At 74.6% G+C, this 21,178-nt stretch carries 17 protein-coding genes and 1 rRNA gene; 5 read left to right on the top strand and 13 right to left on the bottom strand.

Annotation, left to right across the window (positions count from 1 at the left end; genetic code table 11):
* Positions 1-62 precede the first annotated feature (62 nt).
* The gene (locus tag ACWCYY_RS35705; RefSeq protein WP_449798433.1) at positions 63-1,625 is read right to left on the bottom strand and encodes a PucR family transcriptional regulator; all 1,563 of its coding nucleotides are present in this window, start codon (positions 1,623-1,625) and stop codon (positions 63-65) included.
* 142 nt (positions 1,626-1,767) lie between these two features.
* Complete coding sequence (locus tag ACWCYY_RS35710; protein ID WP_449798434.1) at positions 1,768-3,852, bottom strand: ATP-binding protein; 2,085 nt, start codon at positions 3,850-3,852, stop codon at positions 1,768-1,770.
* Positions 3,853-4,071: 219 nt separating this feature from the next.
* Here ACWCYY_RS35710 and gabT point away from each other — a divergent pair, with 219 nt between their 5' ends.
* Together gabT and ACWCYY_RS35720 are read left to right on the top strand one after the other, a co-directional pair.
* A complete protein-coding gene (gene gabT, locus ACWCYY_RS35715) occupies positions 4,072-5,412 on the top strand; it encodes a 4-aminobutyrate--2-oxoglutarate transaminase (RefSeq protein WP_345285638.1) in 1,341 nt (446 codons plus the stop codon).
* Positions 5,413-5,821: 409 nt separating this feature from the next.
* Entirely contained in the window at positions 5,822-6,436 is a 615-nt protein-coding gene (locus tag ACWCYY_RS35720; RefSeq protein ID WP_449798435.1) for a phosphatase PAP2 family protein, read from the top strand.
* Between the two features lie 76 nt (positions 6,437-6,512).
* On the opposite strand, the gene ACWCYY_RS35725 is transcribed toward ACWCYY_RS35720, so the two are convergent.
* Positions 6,513-6,845 carry a DUF2218 domain-containing protein gene (locus ACWCYY_RS35725; protein ID WP_345285634.1) on the bottom strand — a complete coding sequence of 111 codons (333 nt, stop codon included), beginning with the start codon at positions 6,843-6,845 and terminating at the stop codon, positions 6,513-6,515.
* A gap of 142 nt (positions 6,846-6,987) precedes the next feature.
* Here ACWCYY_RS35725 and ACWCYY_RS35730 point away from each other — a divergent pair, with 142 nt between their 5' ends.
* Positions 6,988-7,476, top strand: a complete 489-nt coding sequence (locus ACWCYY_RS35730) for a MarR family winged helix-turn-helix transcriptional regulator (RefSeq protein ID WP_345285632.1) — start codon at positions 6,988-6,990, stop codon at positions 7,474-7,476.
* Here the strand turns inward: ACWCYY_RS35730 and ACWCYY_RS35735 are convergent.
* On the bottom strand, positions 7,388-8,350 hold the full coding sequence (locus tag ACWCYY_RS35735) for an EamA family transporter (RefSeq protein WP_449798442.1): 963 nt from the start codon (positions 8,348-8,350) through the stop codon (positions 7,388-7,390). The genes ACWCYY_RS35730 and ACWCYY_RS35735 overlap by 89 nt on opposite strands.
* A 169-nt stretch (positions 8,351-8,519) precedes the next feature.
* Between ACWCYY_RS35735 and ACWCYY_RS35740 the strand changes: the two genes are divergently transcribed.
* Positions 8,520-9,422 (top strand): LysR family transcriptional regulator, encoded by a 903-nt coding sequence (locus ACWCYY_RS35740; RefSeq protein WP_345285630.1) that lies wholly within the window; start codon positions 8,520-8,522, stop codon positions 9,420-9,422.
* Between the two features lie 42 nt (positions 9,423-9,464).
* Here the strand turns inward: ACWCYY_RS35740 and ACWCYY_RS35745 are convergent, their stop codons facing one another.
* Positions 9,465-10,232 carry a ZIP family metal transporter gene (locus tag ACWCYY_RS35745; RefSeq protein ID WP_345285628.1) on the bottom strand — a complete coding sequence of 256 codons (768 nt, stop codon included), beginning with the start codon at positions 10,230-10,232 and terminating at the stop codon, positions 9,465-9,467.
* 442 nt (positions 10,233-10,674) lie between these two features.
* Here ACWCYY_RS35745 and ACWCYY_RS35750 point away from each other — a divergent pair, with 442 nt between their 5' ends.
* Positions 10,675-11,082 (top strand): DUF6278 family protein, encoded by a 408-nt coding sequence (locus ACWCYY_RS35750; RefSeq protein WP_449798436.1) that lies wholly within the window; start codon positions 10,675-10,677, stop codon positions 11,080-11,082.
* A 93-nt stretch (positions 11,083-11,175) separates the two neighbouring features.
* Here the strand turns inward: ACWCYY_RS35750 and ACWCYY_RS35755 are convergent, their stop codons facing one another.
* From ACWCYY_RS35755 to rrf, 8 genes are all read right to left on the bottom strand, one after another.
* The gene (locus ACWCYY_RS35755; protein WP_449798437.1) at positions 11,176-12,894 is read right to left on the bottom strand and encodes a restriction endonuclease; all 1,719 of its coding nucleotides are present in this window, start codon (positions 12,892-12,894) and stop codon (positions 11,176-11,178) included.
* A 117-nt stretch (positions 12,895-13,011) separates the two neighbouring features.
* A complete protein-coding gene (locus ACWCYY_RS35760) occupies positions 13,012-14,634 on the bottom strand; it encodes a hypothetical protein (RefSeq protein ID WP_449798438.1) in 1,623 nt (540 codons plus the stop codon).
* Positions 14,635-14,999: 365 nt separating this feature from the next.
* The gene (locus ACWCYY_RS35765) at positions 15,000-15,650 is read right to left on the bottom strand and encodes a YigZ family protein (protein WP_345285620.1); all 651 of its coding nucleotides are present in this window, start codon (positions 15,648-15,650) and stop codon (positions 15,000-15,002) included.
* 140 nt (positions 15,651-15,790) lie between these two features.
* Positions 15,791-17,047 carry a DUF6986 family protein gene (locus ACWCYY_RS35770; RefSeq protein ID WP_449798439.1) on the bottom strand — a complete coding sequence of 419 codons (1,257 nt, stop codon included), beginning with the start codon at positions 17,045-17,047 and terminating at the stop codon, positions 15,791-15,793.
* 88 nt (positions 17,048-17,135) lie between these two features.
* Positions 17,136-18,743, bottom strand: coding sequence for a DUF2637 domain-containing protein (locus tag ACWCYY_RS35775; protein ID WP_449798440.1), 1,608 nt, complete (start codon positions 18,741-18,743; stop codon positions 17,136-17,138).
* Between the two features lie 127 nt (positions 18,744-18,870).
* The gene (locus tag ACWCYY_RS35780; RefSeq protein ID WP_345285614.1) at positions 18,871-19,557 is read right to left on the bottom strand and encodes a response regulator transcription factor; all 687 of its coding nucleotides are present in this window, start codon (positions 19,555-19,557) and stop codon (positions 18,871-18,873) included.
* Positions 19,509-20,921, bottom strand: a complete 1,413-nt coding sequence (locus ACWCYY_RS35785) for a sensor histidine kinase (protein WP_449798441.1) — start codon at positions 20,919-20,921, stop codon at positions 19,509-19,511. The genes ACWCYY_RS35780 and ACWCYY_RS35785 overlap by 49 nt, the downstream gene beginning before the upstream one ends.
* A gap of 188 nt (positions 20,922-21,109) precedes the next feature.
* Positions 21,110-21,178 (bottom strand): 5S ribosomal RNA (gene rrf, locus ACWCYY_RS35790); the annotation flags it as partial.

The following is a 21,178-nucleotide window of genomic DNA, read 5'->3' on the forward strand; positions in this document are numbered from 1 at the left end:
CGTATCAGCAGAGCCCCGCGCCCCTGGGCGGCCGCAACCGAACGTCGCGCACCGGAGCAGGCTCAGTCCTCGCCCGCGCGCAGCGCCAGCCAGAGCTCCATCCGGACGTCGGTGTCGTCCAGCGAACGGCCGAGCAGCTCCTCGACCCGCTTCATCCGGTAGCGCAGGGTGTGCCGGTGGACGCCGAGGTCGGCGGCGGCCGCGTCCCACTGACCGTGTCGGGAGAGCCAGGCGCGCAGCGAGGCGACCAGGTCGCCGCGGGCGGTGCGGTCGTGCTCGCGCAGAGGTCTGAGCAGCCCCTCGGCGAAGGCGGTGACCGCCTCCTCGCCGAGCAGCGGCAGCAGCGAACCGGCGCCGACCTCCTCGTGGTCCACCGAGCGGCGCCCGCCGCGCAGTGCCACCGCGAGGGCCCGCTCGGCCTGCGCGAAGGCGGTGCCCGCCTCCTCCACGGTGCACGGGGCGGAGACGCCGAGGGCGATCCCCTCGTGCTCCTCGGCCGCGCCCAGGCAGGCGCGGTGGGCCGAGCCGCCGTCGGGGGCCAGCACGGTGAGCCGGGGGCCGTGCGGTCCGTCCTCGCGGGAGACCAGCAGCCGCTCGCCGACCCGGCTGCCGGCCTGCTCGGCCCGGTCGCCGAGCTCGTTCAGCGCCTCCGGGTCGCCGTTCGGGCCGAGGCCCCCGACCAGCACCCGGACGGTGCCCTCGGGCAGGCCGCCGAACAGCCCGGCCGCGACCTGACGGGCCGTCGCCGCCTCGCCGGCCAGCACCATGCCGAGCAGGGCGGCGCCCATCCGCTCCTCGGCCTGCCGCAGCTCGCGGGAGCGCTCCAGGGTGAGGGTGAGGAGGGCGACGGCCGCGTTCAGCACGTAGCGCTCGGTGGGGGTGATCCGGTCCTCGGTGCCGACGGCGAGGAAGCCGCGGGCGCGGCGGTCGGCGCCGAGCGACTGGACCACCACGTAGTCCTCGTCGGCGGTGTCGATGCCGGGGGCGCGGCCCTGCAGCGCGGCGCTGGAGGGGGCCGGACGGCGGCGCAGCCGGTCCACCTCGGCGGCGAGGCGGCCGGCCCGGCGGGCGGCCCAGTCGGGGGCGACGGCGGAGAGCGCGCCGGAGCCGTCGTAGAGCGCGGCCCAGCCGCCGAGGCGGGCGGCCAGGCGGCGGACCACCGCGGTGGTGCCGTCCTTGCCGAGGGCGGCCCGGGTCAGCTCCTCCTGGGCCTCGAAGCTGGTGGTGACGGCCTCGTACTGCTCGGCGGCCAGGGCGGCCGAGACGGCCTTGCTGATCGCGATGAAGGGCGTGGCCTCCGGCACCCGGATCAGCGGCAGGCCGCGCTGGGCGGCGGCGTCCACCAGGGCCTGCGGCACCTCGGTGTGCGAGAGCCCGACGCCGAGGCCGAGCCCGACCACCCCCGCGTCGGCCAGCCGGTGCACGTACGCCTGGAGCTTGGCGGCCGCCTTGCCCAGCTTGATGCCGGTGGTGAGCAGCAGCTCCCCGCCCTCCAGGAACGGAGTGGGGTCGTCCAGCTCGCTGGTGTGCACCCAGCGGACCGGCCGCTCCAGGTGGTCCGCGCCGGCGAGGACCGTCAGGTGGAGCGAGCTGTTGCGGACGACGGAGGCGAGTGTGGGGGGCATGGCACCTTCGGAGTGTTTGCCGCCGGGGACGCGCCGTTGCGGCCTGGCGATGAGGGCTTCTTCCCCCATTATGGACGCTCCGGACAAGCGGACGGACCGAATCCTCCGGACCGTAGTCCGCCGCCGCGCGCCTCCTCCGGTACTAACCCCTCAGGTCGACCAGCAGCGGCGGGACCTGATCACCCGTCACCGAGGCCAGCGAGATCACCGCGTGCCCGCTCGGCAGCGCGTGCGCCAGGTCCGAGGGTGACCAGCGGTGCCGCTCCACGTCCCGGACCGTGACGCTCTCGGTCTGCGCGGCGGTGCCCGACAGCGCCTTGCGCAGGCCCCGGCCGGCCTTGCGGAACATCCCGCCGGAGGTGTCGGGGGTGTGGGTGACGGCGGTCTCGCGGACCAGGTGGGTGCCCCAGGCCTCGGAGAACAGCTTGCCGTCCCAGGGCGCGATGCCGGGGAAGGCCATCCGGCAGCCGACCGCGCCGAACAGCGCGGTGCGCAGCGCCTCCGGCAGGTCCACCAGGGTGCGCAGCAGCAGCACCGCGCCCGCGTTGGCCCCGCGCATGCCCTGCAGGCCGCGGATCACCTGCGCGTCCACCGCCGCCGAGGCGTCGTCCACCACCAGGCCGGCGAACAGCGCCCGCTCGGTGCGGGCCGCGGCCGCCTGGACGAACTGGCCGGCGAGCAGCCGCGACAGCATCCGGGCCGCCTCCGGGTGGCCGCGCTCGGGCAGCTTCACCCGCACCCGCAGCGGGTGGTCCAGCGCCCGCATGGCGAAGGCCGGGCGGCCCGGGCCGTCGCCGGGGAAGTGCCCGGCGAAGGCCGGGCGGCCCGGGCCGTCGCCGGGGAAGTGCCCGGCGAAGGCCGGGCGGTCCAGCAGGGCCAGCCGGTCGGCCAGCAGGGTGCCCGGGTCGTCGGCCCGGCCGTGCTGGCGCTCCCGGTGCTGGAGGTCGGCCTCGTGCGCGGCCAGCAGGCCGTTGTCGTCGAGGGTCTGACGGAGCGTCTGCCAGGCCGCGGCCGCGCCCCCGAGCAGCGCGCGCAGCTCCCGCACCCCGGGGTAGCGGCCGTAGGCCGCGTGGAACGGGCCGACGGTCTGCTGGAGCGCGGCCCGGGCCGCCTCGCCGCGCGGCGCCAGCTCGTCCGGCAGCAGCGCGTCGGCCAGCCGGGCCGTCGCCTGCTCCACCTCGACGGCGGCGCCGAACAGGTCGAGCCCGTATGGGGAGGACGGGTCGCCCGGGGCGATCACCACGTCGTACCAGTCGTCCGGGCCGAGATCGGCCTCCGCCGAGCCGAGCACCACCGCGCAGGCGGTGCCGGCCAGCGCCTGGAGGCAGAGCGCCTCGGCCAGCGGACGGGCCAGCCCGGCGGTCTTGCCGGTGCCGGCCGGGCCGACCGCGAGCAGCGAGGTGCCGAGCAGGGCGGGGTCGAGGGCGAAGCCGGTGGCCCGGTGGGTCTGCGGGTTCTTCACCACGTCCTGGGCCGCGCCGAGCCGGACCTGACGGGTCAGCAGGTCGTGGCCGGGGCCGCGGCCGGTCAGGTCGCGGGCCTCGGAGGGGTGCGCGCAGGCGGCGGGGCCGCGGGCCGCGACCTGCTCGGTGAAGGCGGGCAGCAGCGCCGGGTCCTGCCGGACCGTCTCCCAGGCGCGCTGGATCCGGACGTAGTCCACGTCGCCGACCGGCCGTCCGTCCAGCAGCCGGGCCGCCTCGGCGGCGCCGCCCTGGCGGAGTGCGGCCCACGGGTCGGTGGGGCCGGCGGGCTCGGCGTCCTCGGACGGCTGCTCCTGGGTGACGGTGCGGGCCAGCAGCGGGGTGACCCAGCGGCGCCAGACCTCGGGCCAGCGGCCCATCCGGCCGAACACGCGGATCACCACGGTGAGCACCAGGCCGTTGACCACCAGCAGGGCGATCACCGAGGTGGCCTGGCCGAGGCCGTCCAGCAGGTCGAGCAGACCGGCCACCCAGAAGACCAGCTCGACCCCGTAGAGGTAGGCGAACCAGGCGACCAGCGCGTTCAGCGCCGCCCGCCACAGCAGCGGGCCGGCCGGGACGGCGGCCGCCTCGCGGTCGGCCTCGGTGCGCTGACGGTGGTTCAGCCGCCAGACGCCGGGGGCGAGTTCGGGTCTGGGCGCGTTCACCCAGGCGGTCAGGTCGAAGGGGGCGACGCCGCGCTGCGGCGGCACCGCGACCTGGGCCTGCTCGGCCGCCCGCTGCCCGTAGGTCCCGTCCAGTCCCATGTGGCGGCCCCGCTCCCTCTGCCCGCGCTCCCCCGTTGGAAGGTCGGCACCAATGTAGTGGAGCGGAGGCGCCGCGTAACTGATCTCGTGCGCTGGCCGCCCCGGACAATTCGGGTGGCCCACTGCTACCGAGTGGCGCATGCCCGGCGGCCGTACCCGGCCGTAGCCTGCGAGGACCGCGCCTCGTAATTCCGGGCCCCTAGACATGGAGAACACACGATGAGCACTGCAACGCCGCTTCCGCAGGAGCGTCGCCTGGTCACCGCGATCCCGGGCCCGAAGTCGCAGGAGCTGCAGGCCCGCAAGCTGGGCGCGGTGGCGGCCGGCGTCGGCACCACCCTGCCGGTGTACGTCTCGCGCGCCGGCGGCGGCGTGCTGGAGGACGTGGACGGCAACTCGCTGATCGACTTCGGCTCCGGCATCGCCGTGACCAACGTCGGCAACAGCGCGGCCGCCGTGGTCGCCAAGGCCACCGCGCAGCTGGAGGCCTTCACCCACACCTGCTTCATGGTGACCCCGTACGAGGGCTACGTGGCCGTGGCCGAGCAGCTCAACGAGCTGACCCCGGGCGACCACGAGAAGCGCACCGCGCTGTTCAACTCCGGCGCCGAGGCCGTCGAGAACGCGGTCAAGATCGCCCGCGCCTACACCAAGCGCACCGCCGTCGTGGTCTTCGACCACGGCTACCACGGCCGCACCAACCTCACCATGGGCATGACGGCGAAGAACATGCCGTACAAGCAGGGCTTCGGCCCGTTCGCCCCCGAGGTCTACCGCGTCCCGGTCGCCTACCCCTACCGCTGGCTGACCGGCGCCGAGAACTGCGCCCCCGAGGCCGCCGCCCAGGCGATCGACCTGATCAACAAGCAGATCGGCGCCGAGAACGTCGCCGCGATCGTGATCGAGCCGATCCAGGGCGAGGGCGGCTTCATCGAGCCGGCCAAGGGCTTCCTGCCGGCCATCGTCGAGTACGCCAAGGCGAACGGCATCGTCTTCGTCGCCGACGAGATCCAGACCGGCTTCTGCCGCACCGGCCAGTGGTTCGCCTGCGACGACGAGGGCATCGTCCCGGACCTGATCACCACCGCCAAGGGCATCGCCGGCGGCCTGCCGCTGGCCGCCGTGACCGGCCGCGCCGAGATCATGGACGCCGCGCACGCCGGCGGCCTGGGCGGCACCTACGGTGGCAACCCGGTGGCCTGCGCCGCCGCGCTCGGCTCGATCGAGACCATGAAGTCCGAGGACCTGAACGGCAAGGCCCGGCAGATCGGCGAGGTCATGCTCGGCCGTCTGCGCGCCATGCAGGAGAAGTTCGACGTGATCGGCGAGGTCCGCGGCCGCGGCGCGATGATCGCGGTCGAGCTGGTCAAGCCGGGCACCAAGGACCCGAACCCGGAGTTCACCGCCGCGGTGGCGAAGGCCTGCCACGCCGAGGGCCTGGTCGTGCTGACCGCCGGCACCTACGGCAACGTGCTGCGCTTCCTGCCGCCGCTGGTGATGCCGGAGCACCTGCTGGTCGAGGGCCTGGACATCATCGAGAGCGCCTTCGCGGCGGTCTGAACCGTCCGCTCCGCCTGACGCCGCGTCACGCGCGAGGGGCCCGGTCCGCACGGACCGGGCCCCTCCGTTTGCTTGCGCCGGATGCGCCGGTCGGATGCGCACGCTGAATGCTCGCGCTGGCTGCACGCGCAGTGGTGAAGATGCTGTGGCAAACCGCGCGGCCCGCCCTGTTCCGCCGGGTTCTGACGTACTGTCATGACAGATGGACAGCGAGCCACACTCCTTACCGACGACGCCACCCGCCCCCTCGGGGGCAGCGGCAGCCGAGGACCGATCGACCGACCGTCCGGCCCACACCCCCCGGGGCGCACGGAACGGCGATCTCCCCAGCCGCCCCGGAGCTCTCCCCCCTGCTCCGGGGCGGCTCTCGCATGTCCTGGGCGGGTTCTGGCTCCCGGCGCTGCTGCTCGTGGTGCTGGCGGTGGTCTCCTGGCAGGTGGCCGCCGACGGTCCGCTGCTGGAGCTGGACGACTGGGCCAGGCGCTCCACCCGGGCCGTCCGCACCGGTCTGCACAGCACCCTGCTGAACCACCTGGGCGCCGGCCTGGCCGACCTCGGCGGGCCCTTCCCCGCGATGCCGGTGCTGCTCGGCGCGGCCGCGCTGGCGGCCGCGCGGGAGCGGACGGCCGGGCGGCGGCGCTGGTGGTACCCGCTGCCGTTGGCAGCGGCAGCCGGGCTGCTGGTGCCGCTGCTGGTGGTCCCGGCCAAGGCGTTGTTCGCCCGCCCCGGCCCGTTCGGCGTGCCGCTGGCCGCCGATCAGCTCGGCTGGTACCCGTCCGGGCACACCGCCACCTCGGCCCTCGCCTACGGCACCGCCGCCCTGCTGCTCGGCCCCACCCTGGCCCGGCGCCCCCGGCAGTGGCTGTACGGGCTGACCGCACTGCTCTGCCTGGGCGTCGGGGCCGGGCTGGTGTGGAGCGACTACCACTGGCTGCTGGACGTGGTGGCCAGCTGGTGCCTGACCGGGACGGCGCTCTGGTGCCTGTGGCGGTACGTCATCCCGTGGGCGCGGCGCCGGAGCTGACCGCTCGTCGGACGCGGGCCGCCCGTGCTGGTGCGGCCTTGCTGCTCGGGTGCGGCCTTGCTCCTCGGGTGCGGCCCTACTCCTCGGGAGCGTCGTTGCGCTGAACGGTGCCGGGGGCGCCGCTCTCGCGCTGCCACTCCACCACCAGCTCGTCGCGGGTGCCGAAGCGGACCAGGTGGCGGCCGACCACGTCCTCCAGCTGCGGGAGGTTCTCCTCGGCGCCCTCGACCACCAGCAGCAGGGCACCCTCCTCGGCGGTCAGCACGGCGGTGCCGGCGCTGAAGACCAGCTCGCCGCGGCCGCTCTCCTCGGACCAGTCGGCCTGGATCTTGCGGCCCATGTGGGCAGCCAGCTGCTTGCCGTAGCGGGACGGACGGTCCGTGACGACACGGGCCTGGGAAACGGACATCGGTGTACTCCTCTTGGTTAAGATTAGGTCAGCCTAAGTGAATGGTGAGTCAAGCTCAAGGTATTTCGACGGCGACACCCCGGAGGGCTCTCCGGCAGCCCCGATACCCTGGTGGCCACCTACCGTCCCAGGAGCCGCCCCCATGTCCGTGCCCGCCGCCGAGCCGCCCGCCGAGACCGCCGCGGACCTCGCCGACGCACTGACCCGGGCGATGAAGCGGATCCGCCGGCAGACCATGGTGCGCCTGGAGCCCTACGGCATCACCCCCGGCCAGGCCCGGGCGCTGCGCACCCTGGCGCACGCCCCCGGCTGCGAGGGCCGGGAGACCATGCGGCTGAGCGAACTCGCCGAACGCCTCCACATCGCCCCCCGCTCCGCCACCACCGTGGTGGACGCCCTGGAGGAGGCCGGCCTGGTCGAGCGCACCCCCGACCCGGACGACCGCCGGGCCGTGCGGGTGGTCCTGACCGCCGCCGGGCACGGCGCGCTGGAGCGGATCGGCCTGGTCCGCCAGGAGGTCGCCCAGGAGTACTTCGGGCCGGTCAGCCGAGTCGAGCAGGAGGCTCTGCTGCGGGCCCTGCGACAGGCCGAACTCGCCTTCGAAGCAGCCCGGTCGGCCGACCGGAGCTGAGCACCCGGACGGAACCCAGCGCCCCCGGACGCAACGCGGTGAGCCCGATGCCGAGCACCACCAGCAGCGCGGCCCCGGCCCCCAGCGGGCTGATCCCCTCCCCCAGCAGCAACCAGGACGAGGACATCCCGAAGACCGGCACCAGCAGCGAGTACGGCGCCACCGCCGAGGCGTCGTAGCGCCCCAGCAGGAAGCTCCAGGCCATGAAGCCGAACAGGGTCGACCCCAGCCCGACGTAGAGCACCGCCCCGATCCCGGCCGGACTCAGCGCCGCGAACGCCTCCCCCGCCGCCGACGGACCCTCGAACAGCAGCGAGAGCGCCAGCAGCGGCAGCACCGGCACCGCGCTCATCCAGACCATCCAGCGCAGCGCGTCCGCCGGCGCGGCCTTCTTGGTCAGCACGTTGGACAGCCCCCAGAACGCCGCCGAGAGGATCACCAGCGCGAACGCCCCGACCGGGCCGTTCAGCCCGCGGTCCACCGCCGCCACGCCGATCCCGGCGAAGGCGATCGCCAGCCCGGCGATCCGCTGCACCGGCGGACGCTCGCGCAGCAGCACGGCGGCGAACACCGCCGTGAAGACCGCCTGGCTCTGCAGTACCAGCGACGACAGTCCCGAGGGCATCCCCGCGTTCATCGCGAAGAACAGCAGCCCGAACTTGGCCACTCCGAGCGTCAGCCCCACCGCCACCACCCAGCGGAACGCCACCCGCGGCCGCCCCACGAAGAACACCGCCGGAACCGCCACCACCGCGAACCGCAGCGCCCCGAACAGGAACGGCGGGAAGTGGCCCAGGCCCACGTGGATCACCACGAAGTTGACCCCCCACACGGCGGCGACCAGCACGGCGAGGGCGATGTGACGGGGGCTCATCTGCATGCCCGTCAGCATGGCCCGGCGGGATCGTGTAGCACCAGCGACTTGTCCTACAGGGAATGCTTTAGCATCACTGCACGATGACGGGCGCAGGCCCGCCCCGCCTGCCCCGCCCGACAGCCCGACAGCCCGACAGCCCGATGCTGCCCGGGGAGAGGAGGCACACGTGATGGACCTCGGACGGCTCCGCGCCCTGCACGCCGTCGCCGTGCACGGATCGGTCGGCGGCGCGGCCGCCGCACTCGGCTTCACCCCCTCGGCGGTCTCCCAGCAGATCGCCAAGCTGGAGCGGGAGACCCGCACCGTACTGCTGGAGAAGCAGGGCCGCGGCGTGGTCCTCACCGACGCCGCCCGCACCCTCGCCGACACCGCCCGTGAGGTGCTCGCCCTGGTCGAACAGGCCGAGGTCACCCTGGAGCGCCAGCGCGGCCGCGCCGTCGGCCGTCTGCTGGTCGCCTCCTTCGCCACCGGCGCCCGCGGCGTCCTGCCCGGCGCGCTCGCCGCCCTCCGGCGGGACTGCCCCGACCTGGAGGTCCGGCTGCTGGAGTCCGACCCCTACCAGGCCGCCGAACTCGTCGCGCGCGGCGAGGTCGACCTCGCCCTCGTCCAGGACTGGCCCACCGTCCCGCTCCCCGTCCAGGACGGCCTCTCCCGGCTCGACCTCGGCGAAGACCCGGTCGACCTGCTGCTGCGTGCCGAACACCCGCTCGCGGCCCTCGCCGTGGTCCCCGTCCAGCGCCTGCTCGGGCAACGCTGGACCAGCGTGCCGCCCGGCAACATCTGCCACGACTGGCTGGTGCGCACCATGCGGGAGGCCGGCGAGGAACCCGACGTGGTCTACCAGGTCGGCGAGTTCGAGACCCAGATCGCACTGATCGAGGCCGGGCTCGGCCTCGGCCTCGTCCCCCGGCTCGGCCGCGGCCCGCTGCCGCCCGGGGTGGTCGCCCGACCCGTGGTGCCCGAACCGGCCCGGCGGGTGTTCGTCCTCTGGCGGACCAGGACCAGCCGGCGGCCCGCCGTGGCCGCGGCCCTGGCCGCCGTCCGCGAGCAGTGGGACGCCACGCACTGACGGACGGTCAGGCGGGCCGGCCGACCGGCCGTGGGGGCGGTCCTACTCGGCGAAGCCGATCACCAGCCACATGAACGCCACCCCGAGCACCGTGCAGATCAGCGTGGTGCGGGACGGGTGCGGGCTGTGCGCCTCCGGCAGGATGTCCGAGGTCGCCAGGTAGAGCAGGAACCCCGCGAAGAACCCCAGGTACAGGCCGAGCGCCTGCTCCGGGATGGTGAACAGCAGCGTGATCGCGGCACCCGTCACGGGCGCCAACGCGTCCGCGCCCAGCAGCGTCAAGGCCCGGCGGCGGTCGTTCCCGTACATCCGGGTGATCGTGTAGGTGTTGAACCCGTCCGCGAAGTCGTGCGCCACGACCGCGATCGCCACCACCGTGCCCACCGTGGTGCCCGCCTGGAACGCCGCCCCGATCGCGAATCCGTCCATCAGACTGTGCGTCACCAGCGCACCGGCGGCGGTGAGTCCGACGCCCTGCTTGCCGCCGTGCGCGTGGCCGTGGGAGTGGGCGTGGCCGTGCGAGTGCTCGGCGTACTCCGTCTCGTGGCTCCGGTGGATCGCCACCGCCCGCTCCACCACGTGGATCGCCAGGAACCCGGCAGCGAACATCAGCAGTGCCTGCGGCACCCCGTGCAGCTCCTGCGGCGCCGCGTGCATCGCCTCCGGCAGCAGGTCGAAGGCCACCACCCCGAGCATCAGCCCGGCCGCGAACCCCAGCACCAAGTGCCGACGGTCCCCGACCCGCTGCGCCACCAGTCCGCCGAGCAGCGTCATCAGGAACGCCCCGGCGGCCACCAGCACCGCGGTCATCGACGGCCCTCCCGCTCGTCCGCTCCCGGTGGGGCCGGACGGCTGCGCGGACCGCTGCCCACGGGCACAGACGCCCGGCCCGGACCGGAGCAGAGACCCCCGGCCCTGCCGGCCAGCCTCTCCGCCCCCCGGGCCGCCCGCCCGCCGGACGGTCCGTCAGGGTGACGGCCCCTCACCCCCGGCCCCGGTCCACCGATCCGCCTCGCACCCACCCCGGCCCCTCCTCGTACACCGCCGAACGAAACGCCCATCCTCCCAGCCCGCCCGGCACCACCCACCAGGGGGCCCGGACCGATGCGACCGCGCGGGTACGGCGGGCCGACGGCCCGCCCGAGCGGCGCCGCGGCCGGGTAGGACGGCAGTGCGGCAGTGCGGCCGGCGGCGGCACGGCGCGGCGCCGGTCCCCCTCGCCGCCCGCCCGGGGCCCTGGCACCCTGGCCCCATGGGCAGGTACCTCGGCCGGCGACGGCACCCCCGCGCGGCCGGCGCCGGCGAAGCCGCACTGGCCGGACTGCTCGCCGAGTGCGGGCTGCTGCGCGAACTCGCCGACTCGGCCGGGGTGCGACTGGACGACAGCGAGCGCTCCCTCACCGCCCTCGACCAGCTGCTGCCCCGCTGGCGCGAGAACCCCGGGCTCTCCGACCGCCTGGGCAACGACGCCGGGCTCTACCTCGGCACCGTGCTGCGCCGCACCGTCCCCGGCACCCACTGGCGGCTCGGCCCGGAGGAGCGCCCCCTGCTGGTGCTGCCCGGCGGCCGCGAACTGGACGTCACCGCCCTGGGCCACGGCTGGGCCGACCAGGGCTCGCCGCCGCTCGCCGCGGCCTACCTCACCGCCACCGACGGCTGACCGCCACCGACCCCGCCCGACCGGCCCACTCAGCCCGACCGCCCTCCCGCTACCGCAACGGCCCCGGCCCCGGGTCCTGACCCCGGCCCCGTCTCAGCCGCCGACGCCGAGCCGCATGCCGAGCTGCGTCTCGGTGAGCTCCCGCACGCCGTCGCCGTCCACCAGGTGGATCTGCGGCAGCTCCGCCGCCAGGTCCAGCGCCGCCTCCGCGAACCGACCCGTGGTCAGCCGCAGGCCGCGCTCCGCCCCTTCCTCCCGGACCGCCTCGGCCAGCGTCCGCAGCTCCGCCGCCGTGACCTCCGCCCCGTCGGGCCCCGACCCGCCGCGGGGGCGCGAGGCCCAGACCACCCAGCGCCCGGGCAGCGCGCTGCCCTCCTCGCCCACCGCCGTGGCCACCAGCCCGGCCGACCCGCGCAGCCGCACGCTCCACTCCCCCAGCCCGCCCCTGGTCAGCAACTCCCGCACCAGGTGGGCGAACTCATGGGCCGACAGGTCCTCGGCCGTGGGCACCGTCATGCCCGCCTCCGCACCCGGCTCGACCCCGGCCAGACCGTACGGGTCCGGCGAGACCGCCGCCGACAGCTCCCGCAGCCGCACCAGGGCCTCGTCCTGCTCGGCATCCGCGTACAGGCCGCCGTACACACCCTCGTACGCGCCGTCCTCCCGGCCCTCGCCGTCCTCCCGGCCCTCGCCCTCCTCCGGCCCCTCGTCGGCGGCCGGCAGCAGCCGGGTGCGGGCCAGGGCGTCCCGGTCCGCGTCCACGCTGAGCAGGCAGAGCGGAGCTCCTGACGGTGTGTCACGGAGCCAGCCGTTGAGCACGACGCCGGCCAGTATCTCGTCGGTGTCCACCGCGTCCGCCGCCTGGAGCGCGCGCAGCGCCAGCCGGGCGACCAGCCGCAGGTAGTCGTTGGCCCGGTCGGCGAGCGGACGGGGCACCGGCTCCACGGTGTCCTCGGTGGTCAGCCGGTAGCCGTCCAGTGAGGGCACCAGGGCGAGCGGCGGCAGGTCGAGGTCGAGCACCGCCGTCCTGGTCAGCGGGCGGAACACCGCCCGGCACGGCGCGGGCAGGTCCTGCGTCGCCCCTTCGGCCGCCGCCAACGCCCGTTCCAGGAGCGACTCCACGGCGGCCGGCTCGGCCAGCCGGTAGGCCCGGCGGCACTCCTCCAGGCTGTCGTTGTACTCCCGCACCGCCCGGGCCCGGGCCTCCTCCAGGGCCTCGTGCGCCCGCCGCTCCGCGGAGGCCGCGTCGTCCGCCGCGGCCGCCCGGCCGGCCCGCCACTCCCGCAGCGCGCGCTGGTGGCGCAGCCGGGCCTGCGCCAACTCCCGCTGGTAGCCGGAGTCGAGCAGCGGACGGCCCGCGCCGTCCGCGCCCTCCGGCTGCGCGGGCACCGGCGGCGCGAAGTCCTCCCAACGCGGCTCGGGGCCGTCCGGGCCGAGGTCCTCCGCACCCCCGGCGGCCGGGAACGGGCGGGGACGGTAGCTGCGCAGCTGGCTCTGGAAGTCCATCGCGGAGACCGGCAGCGCGGCCCGGCGCAGCAGGTCGGCCAGGTGCTCGTGCTCGGCCCGGACGGCGGCGGTCCGCTGATGGCTGAGCACGGCGGCCCGGCCGCGTGCGGCCACCTCGTCCTCCACCGCCTCCCCCAGCCCTCCCGGGCCGTCCTCTCCCTCCGGCCCGTCCGTGGCACCCGGCTCTCCCGGGCCGTCCGCACCGCCCTCCCCGGCGCCGAGGTCGCGGAACAGCGAGGCCAGGAAGCCCGGTTGGAGCGTGGCGGCGGCGGTACCGTCCGACTGACCCTCAGGTGCGTACTGCATCGGTGGTCGTACCCCCAAGCTCGTCCGGCTGCTGCAGAGCATTGTCCACCGTCCGGGCCGCCCTGGGGGCTGACTCCCGCTGCCGCGCCACCGCCTGGTCGTCCGCCTGATCGTCCGTCAGTTCGTCCGGGTGTTGGTCAGGTGCAGCCCGATGTAGCCGACGTAGATCCGGCCGCTGCCCGAGCAGTCGTCCAGGTAGTGCAGGCGGGGGGCCGTGCGACCGCCTCCGATCCGCAGGTGCGCGCCCATGAACGCGCGCCGGGAGGAGTCCACGCACTCCGGCACCGGGAGCATCCGCTCGCGCTTCCACTTGGTGTGGCTCTCCACCGTCCGGGACTCGCCCCGGACGGCCTTGCGCGGCGGGAAGCGGTGGCAGCCGTCCGGGGTGTGCTCGCACCACTGCTTGAAGTCGCCGTGCGCCTCGCCCCGGACGGCGGCGGCCGCGTATTCCTGGAGCGCCGTCAGCCCCTCCCAGGTGAGCCGCGCCCAGCCGGTGCCGTCGCACTGGCCGTCCAGCGCCACCGCCTCCTTCTGGTCACCGGTGAACTCCAGCAGCGGGAACTCGCCGAAGCGGCCGACCAGTTCGCCGAAGGTGACCGGGCTGCCGTCCGCCGAGCGGGCGGAGCAGAAGCGGCCGGACAGCGCCTGGACCTGCGCGTTGGCCCGGCGCAGGGCGGTGCGCTGCTCCTCGCCCACCGCGAGCAGCAGCCGCTCCCGGCGGCGCGAACGGTGCAGGCTGTGCCGCACCCGCTGGAGCTCGTCGGCCCGGGCCTGGCGCTCGGCGGTGTCCGCCGTCCGGTGGGCAGCTCCGGTCCCCTCCGGCCCGGCTCCCGTGCCGGCTCCCACTCCGGACGCCGCCCGCACCTGCGGGGCGGGCTCGGCCGGCGGCTGGTAGACCGGGACGGCCGCCAACTCGGCGGGCAGCGGGAGCTCGGCGGCCAGCCGGCCCGGCTCGCGGGCCAGCAGCGCGGCGGCCCGCCGGACGTCCTCGTCGATCCGGTGCCGGGGCAGCACCGGGTGCCGGCCGCCGTCCGCCCTCGAGGCCGGATCCACCTCGGGCAGGTAGGTGCGGACCGCTCCGCCGTAGACCTTGTGGTACTCCAGCGCGACGTTGAACAGCGGCAGCGCCTCGTGGTCCAGCAGGTAGAGCGCGGCCAGGCCGGTGAGCTGCCGGGTGAGCTGGCGGCCGGTGCCCTCCAGCCAGACGGCGGGGGTGGTCGCGGGCGGGAGGCTGGCCACCACCACGGGCAGGGTGCGGTCCGGGTCGCAGAGCTCGTCGATCAGGGCCTCCACCCCGGCGGGCCGGACGACCCGGGGGGCGTCGCCGATCCGGACCGGGCCGTCGGAGGCGTCCAGCAGCGGCAGCAGCGCCCGGGCAAGCTCGGGCACCGGCACCCGGCCGCCCGCCCGCAGGCCCGGACCGGACGCCAACTGCTCGGCCTCCAGCCGGACCCAGGTCGGCCCCTCGGGACCGGCCGAGGCCACGGTGAGGGTCAACTGGTCGGTGCCGTGCGGGGCGGGGGTGCGCAGCCGGCGGCGGAGGTAACCGCCGGGGACCTCCCGCAGCTCGCCGAAGTCCCGGTCCAGCAGGACCCTTTCGCCGAGGCGCAGGCGCTCGGCCGGAAGGTCGGCGGTGCTCGGTGGGGGCTCGTCCCGCCCCTCGCCCTTCAGCCAGCCGGCCAGCAGCTGGTCCGCCAGGGCGGCCACCTCCTGCCGGGGGCGCGGGGTGGTCAACGTCATCCGGTACGGCGTGGGGCGGTCCAACCGGCCCGCCTGCGAGGCGGGTTGTCCCGCTCGCCTGCCCTCTGATCGGCTCGTGGAATCGGCCGGGCTGTGATGTGGCGTCATGCGAGGTACCTCCCGTGGTGCGGGGTGGTTGGGGTCTGACGTCCTCCGTCTGCGGGTTTGTCGGGCGGCGCCGCACCGGACTTCGGTGCGGTTCCTTGTTCCAGGAAACGCAGGTGCCCGGAGCGGAAGTTCCAACTCCGGGCATGGTTAATTCGTTCGAGTGTCACTCGGTTTTGGCCCGCGCCTGCTGGGCCAGACTCTTGGACTGGGCTCCCCGGCCCGGCGGACGACTCCGTCAGGTCCTCCGGTCGGGCCGGTCAGGCCTCCACCGGCACCTCGACGTAGTCCCGGCCCACCGGCTCGGCCACCGCCGCGCCCCCGGTCGCCTCGGCCAGCCAGACCTGAAACTCCGTCACTCCGGCCTCCGGCACGCCGACTTCGATCCGCACGTCCGCGGCGTACGCCAGCTCGCGCACCGCGTACCCGGCCGCCCGCAGGTCGTTCTCCAGCCGCCCGGCCCGGGTGTGGTCCGCCCGCACCGCGAGCACCGCCACCGGCCGCCGCTCCAGCAGCCCGAGCGCGTCCACCGCCTCCGAGACGGCGCTGCCGTACGCCCGCACCAGCCCGCCCGCACCCAGTTTGATGCCGCCGAAGTACCTGGTCACCACCGCCACCGTGTCGGTCAGACCGCGCCGGCGCAGCACCTCCAGCATCGGCACCCCGGCCGTCCCGCCGGGCTCGCCGTCGTCGCTGGACCGCTCCCTCGGGTGCTCGCCGCCCACCACGAAGGCGGTGCAGTTGTGCCGGGCGTCCCAGTACTGCTTCCGGATGCCCGCGATGAACGCCTGCGCCTCCTCCTCGTCGGCGACCCGGGCGAGGTGGCAGATGAACCGGGACTTCTTGATCTCCAGCTCGTGCACGCCGGAACCCCGCACGGTGAGGTAGGGCTTGGGGGTCGGCTCCGACATGGGGCGGTGGGTCTCCAGACACGAGAAAAGCCGGCAGGGACGGTGATCGTCCCTGCCAGCTTAGGCGGGCGCGCCGCCGGACCGGGCGCAGGCCGGTGCCGGAGGCGGCCCGCCGCGAGCGGCCGCTCGCGGGCCGCGGCTCAGCGCCCGGCCAGCGCGTCCAGCTGCTTGCGGTCCAGGCCGGTCAGCCCGGTGACCTCGTCGAGGTCCACCGCGCCGCAGTCCAGCCCGCGCAGCACGTAGCCGCTCAGCGCACGTGCGGTGGCGGGCTCGTCCATCACGTCGCCGCCGGCCTTCGCCACGTAGGCGGCCAGCCGTGCCGCTGCCGCCTTCAGGCCCTCGCGGTAGAAGGAGTAGACCGCGACGTAGCGGGTCGGCAGGTGCGCCGGGTGCATGTCCCAGCCCTGGTAGTACGCCCGCGCGAGCGAGCGGCGCACCAGGCCGTGGTGGAGCTTCCAGGCCGCGTGCACCTGCTCGGTGGGACCGGTCGGGATCACGTTGGTGGAACCGTCCGACAGCCGCACGCCGGTGCCGGCCGCCGCCACCTGCATGACCGCCTTGGCGTGGTCGGCCACCGGGTGGTCCATGCTCTGGTAGGCGGCGCTCACACCACAGGAGGCGCTGTAGTCGAAGGTGCCGTAGTGCAGGCCGGTGGCCCGGCCCTCGGCCGCCTCGATCATCAGGGCCACGGTGGCCCGGCCGTCCGGGCCGAGGATCGCCTGGGTGGTCTCGATCTGGATCTCGAAGCCGATCCGCCCGGCCGGCAGCCCGGCCCGGCGCTCGAAGTCCTCCAGCAGCCGCACCAGCGCGGTGACCTGCGCGGCGTAGGTGACCTTCGGCAGGGTCAGCACCAGCCCGTCGGGCAGGCCGCCCTCCGCGAGCAGGGTGGAGAGGAAGAGCTCGAGGGTGCGGATGCCGCGGGCGCGGACCGGCGCCTCCATGCACTTGATCCGGATGCCGATGTACGGCGGGGCCGTGCCGTCCGCCACCGCGGCGGCGACCAGCCGGGCGGCGCGCACGGCCTCCGCGTCCTCCTCCGCGTCCGGACGCGGACCGTAGCCGTCCTCGAAGTCGATCCGCAGGTCCTCGATCGGCTCCCGCTCCAGCTTGGCGCGGACCCGGGCGTGGACGTCGGCCAGCAGCTCGTCGTCCGCGACGCCGAGCGCCTGCGCCAGCCGGGCGGGGGTGGCGGCGTGCTGGTCGAAGGCGGCCAGCGCCTGGGCGCCCCAGCTGCTGACGGTGTCGGCGGCGAAGGCGTCGGCCGGTACGTAGACCGTGTGCACGGGTTGACGGCTGCCGTCGTCTCCCGGGTAACGCCGCGTCAGATCGGCGTCGACCGGAGCGAGCAGCTCCTCGACGGCGGCCAGGGCGGCCTCGGAGAACTTGGCCTGCGACATGCGGAACCCTCCACGCCTTCAACAGTTTGTTGAGGCGAAGGTAACGGCGCGGCTCGCGGACCGTCAATGGCGGATCCTCCGAGAGACCTCAGCCCAGGCCCAGCTCCATGAAACGTTCGTTCAACTTCGGCCAGATCCGCTCCACGTCCTTCGCGACCACGGAACCGTCACGCCCGCTGCCCTCCAGACCGAACTCGGAGGTCAGGAACTCGGCCAGCTGCCGGGGGTCGGGCTGCTGCTCGAACTTCTCGATGTACTGGGTCAGCGCCGCGAAGCAGACCTCCGGATCGAGCGGCACGGCCTGGCCCATCGGACGCCGCTCGGGCTCGACCGGCACCTCGACGGCCGTCGCCTCCTCGAACGGCAGCTCCTCCACGTACCCGGCCGGCACCCCCTGCGGGGCCAACTGCTCCAACCGCACCGGCCGCCGCACCTGCGGCTGCTCCTGCGGGACCTCCTGCACGCGCTGCGGCTGCGGCTGCGGCTGCGGCTGCGGGGCCTGCTCGACCTGCGGCTGCGGCGCCTTGAACCAGGGCGACGGCTGACCGGGCACCCGCGCCGTCTGCACCGGCTCGCTCGGCTGCGCCGGCGAACGGACCGCGCGGGCCGTCCACACGTTCAGCTCCGGCTCGGCCGGGACAGGACGCACCTCCGCCGCGTTCGGATCCTGCGCGTCCCGCAACCGGACCGCCGCCAGCTTCGCCAGCGTCGGCGCCGCCAACGCGGCCGTCACCTGCGCGTCGGACACGGCCTGCGCCTCGGCCACCGGCTTCTCGTGCACGGGAGCCCGCTCGACGGGCACCTGCTGAACGGGCGCCGCATGAACCGGGGTCTGCTGCACCGAGGCTTGCTGCGCCGAGGCGTGGTGCTCCGGAGCAACCTGAGCCGGTCCGCCGACGGCGGGAGCGGAGTGGGCAGCGGCCACGACGGCGGGCCCGGCCTGACCCGCCGTCACCTGAGCCGCCGTCACCGGCAACTCCCGGCCCGGGGCCGGAGCCCCCGTCGGGGAGCTCTCCAGCGGACCGTCGATCCGGTCCAGGATGCTCGGGTCCAGCGGGACCCCGTACTTGGCGAGCTTCAACGGCAACAGCGCCTGGAACGGCGCCGACCGGCGCCAGCCCCGGCCGTACCGGAACCGCAGCTGCGCCCGGTACACCAAGCGGTTCTGCTCCAGCCGGACGGTCTCGTCGTACGACCGGAGCTCCCAGAGCTTCATCCGCCGCCACAGCCGGAACGTCGGCACCGGCGACAGCAGCCAGCGCATCAGGCGGACCGACTCCATGTGCCGGTCCGCGGTGATCGCCGCGATCCGGCCGACCGCATGCCGGGAGGCCTCGACGACGACCACGAACAGCATCGGGATGACGGCGTGCATGGCCATCCCCAGCGGATCGCCCCAGGAGGCGGCGGCGTTGAAGGCGATGGTGGCCGCCGTCAGCAGCCAGGCCGTCTGCCGCAGCAGCGGGAACGGGATCCGCAGCCAGGTGAGCACCAGGTCCAGGGCGAGCAGCACCACGATGCCGGCGTCCACGCCGATCGGGAAGGCGTACGAGAAGGCACCGAACCCCTTCTCCACCGCCAGGTCGCGCACCGCGTTGTACGAGCCGGCGAAGCCGATGCCCGAGATCAGACAGGCTCCGGCCGCGACCACACCGAGCAGGGCGCGGTGGGCGCGGGTGAGGGAGGGACGTGCCATTCGATGATCAACCCCTGGGATTCGGCGGCTGCCGGACTCGGCCGTTGCTGCCGGATCCCCCCGTCGAGGTTCGGGACCACCGCGCCGGCGACCGTCTCGGCCCACCGGATACTACTCGCACGGGCGTTCAGTCGCCGCGCCGCCCTCCGGTCTGGACCACCTCCGCAGGCGTGCCGTTGAGGTGCGCCAACACCGCCAGCACACGGCGGTTGGCGTCCTCCGCCGGTGCCAACCCCAGCTTCGTGAAGATATTGGCAATGTGCTTGGCCACCGCCCCGTCGCTGACCACCAACCGGCTCGCGATCGCCGAGTTCGACCGCCCCTCAGCCATCAACCCGAGCACCTCCCGCTCCCTCGGCGACAGGCACTGGAGAGGCTGCGAACGCGACCTGCTCTCCAACAACTTGGCGATCACATCGGGATCCATCGCCGTCCCGCCCGCCGCAACCCGGCGGATCGCGTCGACGAACTGGTCCGCGTTGAACACCCGGTCCTTCAGCAGGTACCCGATCCCGCCCGTGCCGTCCGCCAGCAACTCCCGTGCGTACAGCTGCTGGACGTGCTGCGAGAGCACCAGCACCGGCAGGCCCGGGATCTCCCGTCGAGCCGCCAGCGCCGCCTGCAGACCCTCGTCCGTGAGCGTCGGCGGCAGCCGGACGTCCACCACCGCGACGTCCGGCCGGTGCTCCAACAGCGCCGCCAGGAGCTCGGGCCCGGTCTCAACCGCCGCGGCGATCGTGAACCCGTGCGCCTCCAGCAGCCGGGTCAGCCCTTCTCGAAGGAGGTAGAGGTCCTCGGCGAGGACAACGCGCACGGCAGCTCCATGGTGATGGTGGTCGGACCGCCCAGCGGACTGCTGACGGACAGGACACCGTCGAAGGTACCCAACCTCCGCTCGATGCCCCGCAGTCCACCGCGCGGCGTCTTGGTCGCCCCTCCCCTGCCGTCGTCCGTGACGGTCACCCGAAGCCGGCCCGCGCGGTGCAGGATGTCCACCCAGACGCGCTGCGCACCCGAGTGCTTGGCCGCGTTCACCAACAGCTCACTGATCGAGAAGTACACCGCCGCCTCCATCGGCAGCTCCGGCCGGGCCGGCAGACCGACCGTCACCTCGACGTCCTGCGTGCTGTCCAGCGCCAGGGCGCGGACCGCGTCCCCGAGGCCGCGCTCGGCCAGCACCGGCGGGTGGATGCCCTTCACCAGGTCACGCAGCTCCTGGAGCGCCTTCGCCGAGGACTCCCGGGTCTCCGCCAGCAGTCGCTTGGCCGCGTCCGGGTCGCTCTCCCACAGGTGCTCGATCGTCCCGAGGGTCAGCCCGATCGACACCAGACGGGCCTGGGCGCCGTCGTGCAGGTCCCGCTCGATCTGCCGCAGCTCGGCCGCCTGACTGCCCACCGCATCGGCCCGGGTCTCCGTCAGCTCGGCCACCCTGCGGGTCAGTTGGATGTTCGACGCCCGGCCGTTCGGGTCCAGGATCCGGCGCGCCAGGTCAGCGTGCAGATGGAGTGCCTGGGGCAGCAGCAGTACCGCGAGCAGCACCATGGCCCCGGCCAGCAGGAGCGAGATGACGAAGGATCCGAGCCCGCCCGACACCGACCCGTAGGTCCGGCTGTCGACGAAGCTGGTCAGCCCGAACAGGGCCCCACCCAGGCCGAGCCCCACCAGCGGCCCCAACAGCACCACCACCGCTGCCGGGTTCACCAGCAACCAGACCATCTCCGCCCGGGTCGCCGGATCCCGCAGCGACCAGTGCACCAGCTGGGCGACCTTCGCCGCCCCGTGACTGCGGTGGTACGAGTACCCCGTCCACCAGTACCCCCGCTCGTCCACCTCCAGCGCGGGCCGCACCGAGTACTCGACCGGCACCCGGACTCCACATCGGCGCTCGATCTGCGACCGGGTCCACCCCGCGTTCAGCCGCACCGCCGGCGAGGCCATCACCACGGCGACGGCCGCCGCCAGCAGAAACGCGAACAGAGCCCCGAAGTCGCTGTACCCCGTCACCGCCATCGTCGTCCCGCCGACCAGCATGGCCCCGAGAACCGGCAGCACCACCCCGGGCGCCGAGCTGACCACGACCGTCAGCGACCACCCGAGGGCACCGGTACCGGAGCGAACTGCCTCCGCGGCAGCGCGATGGAGCGGGGTGGCGGGCTTCGGAGGACTGACTGTGGTCACCTGACGGCTCCTGGAACGTGACTGACTGCTTACGGTCATCAGTGTTGCTCGGAGGTAGGTGTCGGCGCACTGGTCATCCCTCCCCGGTTCGAGGTGGTGCTAGGTCCACCCTTCCCGCCGAGGTGATCCGGCCCGGAAAAGCAGAAAGCCCCCGCCGGGTGACCCGGCGAGGGCTTTCTTGAATGATTGTTCGGCGGCGTCCTACTCTCCCACAGGGTCCCCCCTGCAGTACCATCGGCGCTGTGAGGCTTAGCTTC

It is taken from the genome of Kitasatospora sp. NPDC001664 (assembly GCF_053596675.1).